Source organism: Nocardia veterana NBRC 100344, from assembly GCF_000308855.1.
In the GTDB taxonomy this organism is placed as follows: domain Bacteria; phylum Actinomycetota; class Actinomycetes; order Mycobacteriales; family Mycobacteriaceae; genus Nocardia; species Nocardia veterana.
Genome location: NZ_BAGM01000193.1, coordinates 1 through 9,752, shown reverse-complemented (window position 1 = coordinate 9,752; position 9,752 = coordinate 1). Strand labels below are relative to the sequence as shown.

Sequence of the window (9,752 nt, the reverse complement as noted above, 5' to 3'; positions counted from 1 at the left end):
AAGATCTTAGGCACGGCGCATTCCGACGTGTGGCAAACCGGTGGCAGCGCTCGATCGGCGAGCGCCGCCACCCGGCCTGTCCCCGTCTTCGGCAGCGCCGGCCGGTGACGTGGCTACCACCCGCCCCTGCGGTGAGTGCTCAGATCTCGTGATCCGGGTTCACCGCGGCGGCGAGCCGGCGTAGCCCGTCGGTCAGTGCGGTTTGCTGCTCCGAGGTGAGGCATTCGGTAAGAGAAGTTTCGTAATCGAGCAATTCGCGGACGGTGCGCTCGATCAGTTCGTGACCTTCGGCGGTCAGGGTGACCAGGACTCCGCGCCGGGACAGAGTGGTCCGCTCCCGCGTGATCAGGCCCGCGGCCGCGGCGGCGGCCAATCGCTGCGAGATCGCACCCGCGGTCACCAGGCTGCGGGCGGTGATCTGGCGGGTGGTCAGCTGGTACGGCGGTCCGGCGCGGCGCAGTGTGCTGAGCAGGTCGAGGGTGGACTCGTCGATGTTCAGGCGGGCCAGGGTGCGGCGGCGCTCGTCGCTCAGCAGCTTGGCCACCCGCCACAGGGGGGTGATGACCGCGATGGATTCGGTACGGGCGCCGGGCAATTCGCGTTGCCAGGCGGCGGCGATCTGCTCGGCGGTCGGCACCGTATCGCGGGTTTCGCCGGGCATCGGGGCCACTCCTTCAGGTATGTTTAGCGCTAAATATAAATGAGGAGGATATCGATGTCGAGAACCATCGTGATCACCGGCGGCAGTCGTGGGCTCGGACGACAGGTGGCGAAACGCTTCACCGAATCCGGGGAGCGAGTGATCGTCACCGGCCGGACCGGCCGGATCCGGGACGTGGCCGCCGAGCTGGGTGCCACCGGGATCGAATGCGATGCGAGCGATCCCGCGAGCGTCGAAGCCTTCGCCGCGCAGGTCGGCGAGGGTGTGGACGTGTTGGTGAATATGGCCGGTGGTAACACCGATCTGCACTGTCCGCCGCCGGAGACGATGAAAGATGTCGCGGCGCAATGGCATGCCAACCTCTCGGCGAATCTGCTGAGCGCGGTGCTGACCACCTCGGCGCTGCGCGACCGTCTCCGCGGCGGCGGCGCGGTGATCAATATCGGCTCGATCGGCGCCGAGTATGCCGGGAGCTCCTACGGGGCGGCCAAGGCCGCGTTGGCGGCGTGGTCGGCCGGGCTGTCGGCGCAGCTGGCACCGGCGGGTATCACCGTGAACGTCGTGTCGCCCGGCTACATCGAGGGCACCGACTTCTTCCACGGCACCCTCACCGAGGAACGCCGTGCGCAGCTGATCGCCGCCACCCACGACAAACGTCCGGGACGGCCCGACGAGGTGGCCGCTCTCATCGAATTCCTGGCCTCCCCGGGCGCCCGCCATATCACCGGCCAGACCATTCACCTCAACGGCGGCGCCTACACCACGCGCTGAACGGGATTCGGGAAGTTCCGCCTCCGGCGGATGACACAGGCGGGTGGGGTGATGTCTCGTGCGAGGTGTCGCGGCCCCGTTGCTCGGAGCCTTAATTCATTTGACTCCGATGGCCGGCCTGCTAGTTTCGGTGTGTGCCCGGTTGATCGGTTTCCGGGCCCCTGAAAGTCTCGGATGGTTCGGAAGAGGGTGTTGATGTCCCGGTTCGCGCCGAGCGCGCCTCGTCGCGCCGCGTAACCGCGCGTCCATCCGCCGCCCGACGGCCCGGTCGCGAAAGTTCCGGCGCCCGTTCGCAACTCACCGATCGACGCACCCGTGATCTGAGCGGGGAATGTTCTGTCGAGGGACGCTCGGCCTGATCCTGCTGTCTCGCCACGCATCTGCGGTGCGGGCCGAGCGCTGACCGGGTGGGTCGTCGCCGGCCCCCGCCCGACTCGGATCGCTGATGCGTGGGCAGATCGCCCGAAAGCGATGTGCAGGACAGCGTCCCGCAGTCGGCGAGCCCGGTGCCGCCGATCGGCTCACCCCTCCGAAACGTCGAGAAGGAAACCCGTGCGTCCCATGTCTCGAGCAGAAGTACGTGCCGCGATCGTCAATATGGATCCGCCGGGCGGTCGAGTCCGACTGCCCGGCTGGTTCGACGAGATCGCCTGGGACCACCTGGATTACCTGGGTTGGCGCGATCCGCGCTCCGTGCTGCAGGTCTACCTGGTAGCGGAGATCGAGGATACGGCGACGGGCGTGCTGTTGCGTCAGGCGCCGCCGCGCGCCGAGCTCGGCGCGCGCGCGATGATGTGCGATCTGTGCCGGTTCACCCGGCGGTTCAACGAGGTCGCGGTGTTCACCGCTCGTCGCGCCGCCAAGGACAAGCGGCAGCGTCTGTCCGGACGCGGTCTGCATCTGTGCAGCGACCTCGACTGCCATGTGAACGTGAACCGGGCAGTGTCGCTCGGTCCCTTCGATCCGCCCGCCGACGAACTGATCCGGCAACGCCGCGCCGGCCTCCGCGCGCGCACGATCGCGTTCCTGCACGCCACGGCCGAACCGCCGCGGCGGTGATGCGGCAGACGGTTGATCGGGTGCGATGGCCGGGATGACCCGGGACGGGACCGTCCCTCGCCGTAGCCCGAGGACGCGGCGGCGACGGGTGCTTCCGAACTCCCGACGGCCGGGTATTCGGCGGCGAGCCGATCGGCGAGCAGTGCGTTGTCGCGGTGCGGCCGTCCAGGACGCCCGCGGCGGCCGACAGGAACGCACCGGTGCAGATGGAGGTGACGCGGCCCGAACGAACACGGGGGAACGGTCTACGGCGCGATCCGCCGGCCGGAGCCTTCGCGTGACGGCACGCGGCAGGTTTTCGGAAGCGTCCGGGGAGCGGTCGGGTGAGGATCGTCGATGACATCCAGCTCGAGGAGAAATATGCGAAGAGGTTTATGGGGCCGGCTCGCGATGGCGGCGGTCGCCGTGCTGAATCTGCTTCCCGCCGTCGCGGTGTTCTCCGTCGACCGCGCCGGTGCGGCCTACGGAATCGACCCGGTCGACGACGAGGTGCGGTTGATCGTGCGCCATCGAGGAGTGCTGTTCGCGATTCTCGGTGCGAGCCTGCTGCTGGCGGTGTTCCGGCCACGCCTGCGGACCGCGGCCGGTACCGCCAACGCGGTGAGCATGGCCGGCTTCGTGGCGCTGGTGCCGTTCGAACAGCCGGTGAGCCCGGCGTTGCTGCGGATCGCGCGGCTGGACATAGCCGGGCTGATCCTGCTGGCCTCGGCGGCCGTCGCCTTGCGAGAGCGTGAGGGTGAGGTTCGATGCGGATGATCGTGCTGGCCCTGGCGGCGGTCTTCTTCGGAGGTATGGGGCTCTACGCCCTGATAGCTCCGGCGCTGCTGGCTCGTCCCTTCCAGTTCCGAGTGGCCGGGGCAGTGAGCCGGTCCGAAATCCGCGCGGTCTACGGCGGTTTCGGTGTGGCGATGGCCGCGGTACTGGGATGGTCGGCCGTGGGGGACGGACCACAGCACAGCGGGACCGCGCTGACGGTCGGCGTGGCGCTCGCCGGTATGGCGGCCGGGCGCGTGGTGTCGCGATTGTGCGACGCCCCTACCGGGTTCTACCCGATCTGGTTCTACTGCCTGGTCGAAGTGATCGGTGCGGGCGCCGTGCTCGCCGTGGCCTGAGGCGGCTGGGATCATGACGACCATGACCCGGGCCACGGTATCGACCACGGACACCGCGCCCGTGCGCGCCGTCGTGTGGTTGTGGCCGGGGCAGGCCGCGTACTTCGGTCCGTCCTTTCACCTCGATACTCACTCCGCGGCTGTGCACACGCTGGCCGTCGGCATCGATGCGTCGTTCGCAATCACCCTGCCAGGCAGCGCGACTCGTCGGGTGCGCAGTGTGCTGGTGCCGGCGCGGGTGCGGCATCGGATCGAGTCCGCCGGGCGGATGCTGTTCTTCTACCTGGATGCGCAGAGCGGCTCGGCGGCAGGCGTCCGCGCGGCGATGCGAGACCGGTCGTCGTCGGTACTCGCCGAGCACCGCGCCACTGCGCCGCTGATCGACCACCTGTCCGGGCCGGATGCGCCGAACCCCGCCGCGATCCGGCGGATCATCCTCGGCGGCGCGGACGTCGCCCTCGTCGACTACCGCGTGCGGCGGACGATGGCGCGTCTCCTCGCCGACCCCGGACGAGCGCCCACCGCGGCGGCCGCGGCCGAAGCGGTCGGATTGTCCGAATCTCGGTTTCTGCATTTGTTCACCGCGCACGCCGGAACCAGCTACCGCCGCTACCGCATGTGGGCACGCCTGCTGCGCGCCGGAGCCGCGGTCGCTGCGGGCCGAGATCTGACCGCCGCGGCCGCCGACGCCGGGTTCGCCTCCACCAGCCATTTCAGCGACACCTTCCGTGCCGTGTTCGGGCTCAGCGCGACCGCCGTCCTGGCGCGCGGCACCGAGATCGTCGTCCTGGAGCGCTGAACCGGTTGCCGCTCACCAGGATTCGATCAGCGCAGGGTCGCGCGGGTGGTTCCGCCAGGCGGCGGTGAGGCGGTCGAGCCGGCTCGGGGCGGCGATACTGTGCACGCTCGCGATTCGATTACCGCGGAGTTCCAGGATCGCGACGGCGAGCACGCGGTCGCCGAGCGTGACGAGCATCGCCGGTTGGTTGTTCACCACCGCGGCGTGAATGGACGGCGCGCCACCGGCGATTCTGCGCTTGGCCGGCGACGGCCGCAAGCCCGCCCGCACCGCACCGGCGAGCCGCGCGGGGTTCGGGAAGCGGATCAGCCTCGCGGCCGTTCCGCCGGCGCCGTCGGAAATTCCGGTCGCGTCGTCGGTCAGCAGCGCGACCAGCCGCTCGGTCCGGCCCGAGGCGGCGGCGTCGACGAACGCTTCGACAATGCGACGGGCGGATGGACGGTCGAGGCCGACCTCGGAGCGGCCGGGTGCGATCCGCTGTCGGGCGCGATGGAGATGCTGCTGACTCGCGGCCTCGGTGATATCGAGGATGCCGGCGATTTCGGCATGACTGTAGGCGAAGGCTTCACGCAGCACGTAGACGGCGCGTTCGACCGGGGACAGGCGTTCCATCAGCGTCAGCACCGCCAGGGTCACCGACTCGCGTTGTTCGACGGTGTCAGCCGGTCCGAGCATCGGATCGCCGTCGAGCAGCGGTTCCGGCAGCCAGGCCCCGACCGCCCGTTCCCGCCGCACCTTCGCCGAACGCAGCCGGTCGAGCGCCAGATTGGTGACGATGGTGGTCAACCATGCCTCCGGCACATCGACATGCTCCCGATCGGCGGCCTGCCACCGCAGAAAGGCGTCCTGCACCGTGTCCTCGGCATCGGCCGCCGAGCCGAGCAGGCGGTAGGCCAGCGAGGCCAGCCGGTTCCGGCTGGCCTCGAACCGCGCCACGGTGACGGTGTCCATGAGGGCGACTCTATGCGGCGACCGCATCGGGCGAATGCTCTCGGCCGGTTGCCGAACGGTAGGTGTGGCCCGGTTTTCCGAAGGTGGGATGGCTCAGCGTCCACGCGGCGGTCCGGAGGATCGCCGACTTGACCCGGGCGGCCGTGCGCCCGCGCAAGGCCCAGGATCTCGATCGCGCGGCACCGTCGACCAGCTGGAAGATTCCGTCCCGGCGACCGAGGCTGATGTGGTTGCCGAAATACGGCAGCGAGACGGTCGGGATCGCACGCCCGGTCCGATCGCCGATGATCGCGGCCGTCGCCTGCGTCGCGGTCGAGCCCGCGGACGCACACGACATCGGCAGCGGCCGACCGTTGTCGCCGATCACGAAGGCGCTGTCACCGGCGACGTAGATATCGGGATGGGAGGTCGACCGCATCTGCCGGTCGACCGCGATCCGGCCGTCCGGGACCACGTCGAGGCCGGCGGCGGCCGCGATACCGGGGACGGCGAAGCCGGCGGTCCACACCGTGGCATCGGAGCCGAAGGAGGTGCCGTCGGCGGCGATCACCGCCGACTTCTCGACCCGCTCGATGGTGGTGTGTTCGTGGATGGTGATGCCGAACCGGTCGAAGGCGCGCAGCAAGTGCCGGCGCGCCTGTGGACCCAGCCAGCCGCCCACCTCGCCGCTGGTGACCATCCGTACGCGCAGGCCCGGGCGGGATTCGGCGATTTCGGTGGCGGTCTCGATCGCGGTCAGGTTGCCGCCGACCACCAGGACCTCCCCGTGGTCGCCGAGATCGTCCAGTCGGTCGCGCAGCCGCAGCGCGGACGGGTGGGCGGCAACGGGGTAGGCGTTCTCGGCGACACCCGCGATGCCGTGATCGGCGGCGGTACTGCCGAGCGCGTAGAGAAGGGTGTCGTATTCGATTCGGCCACTGCCGTTTTCGTCGGCCACCGTGACGGTCCGGCGCTCGGCGTCGATCCGGATCACCCGGGCGACGCGCAACCGGATATCGGTGCCGGCGAAGATGTCGGCCAGGGGCCGGTGGGGGAGTTGCCGACCGGCGGCGAGCTGGTGCAGCCGCAGCCGTTCGACGAAATCGGGCTCGGCATTGACGACCGTGATCTCGAAGTCGTCGGAATGCAGTTGGCGGGCAAGGTATCCGGCCGAGAAGGCTCCGGCGTATCCGGCGCCGAGGACGACGATGCGGTGCTGCATGGTTCGCTCCTGTCTGGTTCGCGTGCTCCTTGAACGAGACAGGGGACCGAATCCTGACAGCCGCGAGGGTGATGTGGATCACCGAATCGGGCGGCTCCGGTCGAGCTACAGGTGATTCACATCACAACGTGTCAGTTCTCGTGCGGCTCCTGCGTCTTGTTCCCGACGCCCCTCGATGAAGGAGACCGATATGGACACCCCGGCCGTCACCGGCACAACATCCGAATCCCGATGGTCCACCGTGCTGGGCGCGGTCGTGCTACTCACGGCGATCGTCGGCGTCCTGCTCGTCGCCTTCGCCTGGCCGTCGGTGCGCTCGTCTGTGCACGACGTGCCGATCGCGGTCGCCGGCCCGCCCACCGCCGTCGCCCGGACCCGTGCGGCGCTGGAGCAGCGGATGCCCGGCGGCTTCGACATCACCGAAGTCGCCGACACCGCGGCCGCCGAACGGCTCATCGCCGAGCGGAAGGTGTACGGGGCGATCGATGTGGGGGCCGCCGCACCGCAGGTCCTCATCGCGTCGGCGGGCAGTACCGCCGTGGCGCAGACGCTGCAAGCCGTGGCGACCGGCCTCGGTGCGGGCAGCGCCGGTACGTCCGTCGTCGTCCGCGATCTGGCCGCCCTCCCAGCCGCGGATCCGCGCGGATCCGGGTTGGCGGCCGGCACCATGCCGCTGGTCATGGGCGGCCTGCTGGCCGCGGTGGTGCTGACGCGGCTGGTGCACGGCACCGGCCGGCGATTCGTGGGCGCGTGCGCCTTCGCCGTCACCGGCGGACTGACCGTGGCCGCGATCCTGCAGTTCTGGCTGGGTTCGCTCAGTGGTTCCTATCCGGCGAATGCCGGTGCCGTCGGTTTGGTGATCGCGGCGACCTCGCTGACCGTTCTCGGACTGGAAGCGCTGCTGGGATTCGCCGGGATCGCCGTGGGCGCCGTGATCATGATGCTCGTCGGCAACCCCCTCTCGGGCACGGCCACCGCACCGGAGATGCTGCCCGGCTGGTCCGGGGTGTTCGGCGGATTGCTGCCGCCCGGAGCCGGGGGCCGGGTACTGCGGTCCACCGCCTTCTTCGACGGTCGCGGCGCCGCTTCGGCCGTGGCCGTCCTGGCCGCCTGGGTCGCGGTCGGCGCGCTGCTGTGCCTCGTCGGCGGCCTGCGCGCGCCCCGGGGCGGTCGTGGGTAGGCCGCACGAGTGGACCGGCCGATCACGGACCGTACCGCTCGTGTCTAAGCGTCCTCGAGGGCTTCGCCGATCTCGTGGGCGACTCGATTGTGCTGATTCTCCGCCAGCCAATGACCGCCGGCCAGCACGACCGCGACGGGCCATTCGATGATCTCCGCCGCGGCGAGCAGTCCGAGCGCACCGTAGTAGGCCAGCTGCTCCGGTCGGGGAATCGGAACCCGGCCGAGCAGCGGAAGTTCCACCGCGAAGCTGCGCGCGGCCAGTACCTCGTCGACCGCGTTTCGATGGCTGATGTGGGTCTTTTCGGCCATTTGTTGCCTCCCGGTCATGACGTGTTCGACGACCTGTCGCCCGCGGTCGGCACTCTGGGAGCCGTGAGGTTTTCCGACGTAGCCGGCTCCGACCCGTTGACTGGTGCGCTGACGCAGCTGCTGACAGTTCCGGTGCGGGAGTTGTATGCGGTGTTGTGGCGCATCGGCGTCATCGACGTCGAATCCGCACGCTGATCAGCCGTGCGGGCTCGGCCCGATCGGTTACGCCTTGCTCGGCGCCTGCCGCGACCGGCTGGTGCTCTTGCGGGCCTGCGGTTTTCGTTGGGGTGCTTTCCGGGCGGTCGACTTTCGGGCCGGTGCTTTCCGGGTCGACTTCGCGTGGGCGGCGGCATCTCCGGTGTGTCGACGGCCGTCGGGTGTCTGCCGCTCCTCGGGTTCGGTGCCGGCGCCCGAGGCGGGCGCCGCGTGCTGGCCCGGACGCTGGGTGAGCCGTCGGATCACGAGGGCGGTGCCGCCGATGCCGAGGAGGACGGGCCAGTCGACGATCCCCGCGGCGCCGATCGCCCCCAGGGTGAGCGCCGCCGCCGGTGTCGACCGGCTGCCGGTGCTCAGCCCGCTCTTCACCCCGTTGACCGCGCCCTGCATACCGCCGACTATGCCGTTCACCGCGGCGCCGCCGACCGCTCCGGCGGCCGACGTCGTCGCGTCGGCCGTCCAGGAAAGTGCTTTGACCCCACCCTGAAGAACGTCCATTGGCACTCCTTCGAGTTCACTGTGTGGACATCAGCGGGATAGCTGCAGTCTACGCGCGCGCGTGGGATCGGTCGGGTCCGTGGACGAAACGCACGGTGGAAGGGCCGCCGGTGCCTCGGGCGTCGCCGAACTACCGGTTCACCTCGCCGTGCCGAGAACGATCTCGTCGGCCGGAAGATCCGCCAGGCCGAGGACATGGTGGAGAGGCTGCACGCCGAGGGGACCCGCCGGTGCCCGCTCCGCCGCCAGCGCGGCGATCAGCGCGGTGGCGCGGGACTGGCCCTGCCCGCGCGCCCATCGGGTGGTGCCGTCGCGACCGCGAGCCAGCACGATCCAGCGGTCCGTGCCCGGAAGATGCACTCCGCGTGGGACTTTCGATGCTCCTGGTAGCCAGGTCGCGATGGCGAGCGCGGCCGATGCCCATCGGGCGTCGAGACCGAAGTAGGTCCGGACCGGTACGTTCAGTTCGGCGGTGAGGGTGTGCTGGTCGGAGAAGTCGAGGCGGACCAGCCGGCGCGGTGCGCGGTCGCCGGGCAGGCGGAACCGCTCGGCCTCGGTGAAGTTGCGGATGCGCCGGCCGTCGTGGCGGAAGTGTCTGCCCAGCAGGCGATAGGTCCATTCGGTGGCGGCCGCACCGTGGCGTTCCCCGGCGCCGAGCACCACCGCGAGATCGATCGGTCCGGGCGCCTCGTCGTACACCGCGCGGGCGAGCAGGTTGGTCAGCCCGGGGGCGAGACCGACGTCGACCAGAATCGGCGCGACCGGCGGCAACCGGCGGAGGGCGTCGACATACCGGGCGCTGGCGGTGATGTCGACGAAGGCGCATCCGTGCGCACCGGCGACGGCGGCCAGTTCGGGATCTTCGTCACCGGATGCGTTGACGACGACATCGGCGCCGGCGAGCGCCGCCCGATATCGGCGCAGGTGTGGCTCGGTGAGGTCGACCACCGCATCGGCACGTGCGCCGTCGCGTCCGGCGGCGACGACGGTCGC

At 70.2% G+C, this 9,752-nt stretch carries 13 protein-coding genes; 7 read left to right on the top strand and 6 right to left on the bottom strand.

Annotation, left to right across the window (positions count from 1 at the left end; genetic code table 11):
* Positions 1–139 precede the first annotated feature (139 nt).
* Positions 140–661: a MarR family winged helix-turn-helix transcriptional regulator gene (locus ON37_RS27015; RefSeq protein ID WP_040723400.1), complete on the bottom strand. Its 522-nt coding sequence runs from the start codon at positions 659–661 to the stop codon at positions 140–142.
* 54 nt (positions 662–715) lie between these two features.
* On the opposite strand from ON37_RS27015, the gene ON37_RS27010 reads away from it, so the two are divergent.
* The 5 genes from ON37_RS27010 (at position 716) to ON37_RS26990 (ending at position 4,402) form a co-directional block, all read left to right on the top strand.
* Positions 716–1,432, top strand: a complete 717-nt coding sequence (locus ON37_RS27010; RefSeq protein WP_040723397.1) for an SDR family NAD(P)-dependent oxidoreductase — start codon at positions 716–718, stop codon at positions 1,430–1,432.
* A 561-nt stretch (positions 1,433–1,993) separates the two neighbouring features.
* Positions 1,994–2,491, top strand: coding sequence for an FBP domain-containing protein (locus ON37_RS27005; protein WP_210742293.1), 498 nt, complete (start codon positions 1,994–1,996; stop codon positions 2,489–2,491).
* Positions 2,492–2,851: 360 nt separating this feature from the next.
* Positions 2,852–3,247, top strand: a complete 396-nt coding sequence (locus ON37_RS27000; protein WP_157171605.1) for a hypothetical protein — start codon at positions 2,852–2,854, stop codon at positions 3,245–3,247.
* Positions 3,238–3,603 (top strand): DUF4345 family protein, encoded by a 366-nt coding sequence (locus ON37_RS26995; RefSeq protein ID WP_174362152.1) that lies wholly within the window; start codon positions 3,238–3,240, stop codon positions 3,601–3,603. Before ON37_RS27000 ends, ON37_RS26995 begins: the two co-directional genes overlap by 10 nt.
* Before the next feature lie 13 nt (positions 3,604–3,616).
* Positions 3,617–4,402, top strand: a complete 786-nt coding sequence (locus tag ON37_RS26990) for a helix-turn-helix domain-containing protein (protein WP_083893321.1) — start codon at positions 3,617–3,619, stop codon at positions 4,400–4,402.
* A 12-nt stretch (positions 4,403–4,414) separates the two neighbouring features.
* On the opposite strand, the gene ON37_RS26985 is transcribed toward ON37_RS26990, so the two are convergent.
* The gene (locus ON37_RS26985) at positions 4,415–5,353 is read right to left on the bottom strand and encodes a sigma-70 family RNA polymerase sigma factor (RefSeq protein ID WP_040723388.1); all 939 of its coding nucleotides are present in this window, start codon (positions 5,351–5,353) and stop codon (positions 4,415–4,417) included.
* Positions 5,354–5,363: 10 nt separating this feature from the next.
* A complete protein-coding gene (locus tag ON37_RS26980) occupies positions 5,364–6,554 on the bottom strand; it encodes an NAD(P)/FAD-dependent oxidoreductase (RefSeq protein ID WP_040723383.1) in 1,191 nt (396 codons plus the stop codon).
* Positions 6,555–6,744: 190 nt separating this feature from the next.
* Here ON37_RS26980 and ON37_RS26975 point away from each other — a divergent pair, with 190 nt between their 5' ends.
* Positions 6,745–7,734, top strand: coding sequence for a hypothetical protein (locus ON37_RS26975; protein WP_040723402.1), 990 nt, complete (start codon positions 6,745–6,747; stop codon positions 7,732–7,734).
* Positions 7,735–7,778: 44 nt separating this feature from the next.
* Here the strand turns inward: ON37_RS26975 and ON37_RS26970 are convergent, their stop codons facing one another.
* A complete protein-coding gene (locus tag ON37_RS26970; protein WP_040723375.1) occupies positions 7,779–8,045 on the bottom strand; it encodes a hypothetical protein in 267 nt (88 codons plus the stop codon).
* 63 nt (positions 8,046–8,108) lie between these two features.
* Here ON37_RS26970 and ON37_RS34345 point away from each other — a divergent pair, with 63 nt between their 5' ends.
* Entirely contained in the window at positions 8,109–8,240 is a 132-nt protein-coding gene (locus ON37_RS34345) for an Rv1535 domain-containing protein (RefSeq protein WP_245553527.1), read from the top strand.
* A 27-nt stretch (positions 8,241–8,267) separates the two neighbouring features.
* Here ON37_RS34345 and ON37_RS26965 read toward each other — a convergent pair whose 3' ends face one another.
* Both ON37_RS26965 and ON37_RS26960 read right to left on the bottom strand, forming a co-directional pair.
* Positions 8,268–8,759 (bottom strand): hypothetical protein, encoded by a 492-nt coding sequence (locus ON37_RS26965; RefSeq protein ID WP_040723372.1) that lies wholly within the window; start codon positions 8,757–8,759, stop codon positions 8,268–8,270.
* Between the two features lie 138 nt (positions 8,760–8,897).
* A partial coding sequence (locus ON37_RS26960) for a saccharopine dehydrogenase family protein (protein ID WP_040723364.1) occupies positions 8,898–9,752 on the bottom strand: 855 nt, incomplete at its 5' end.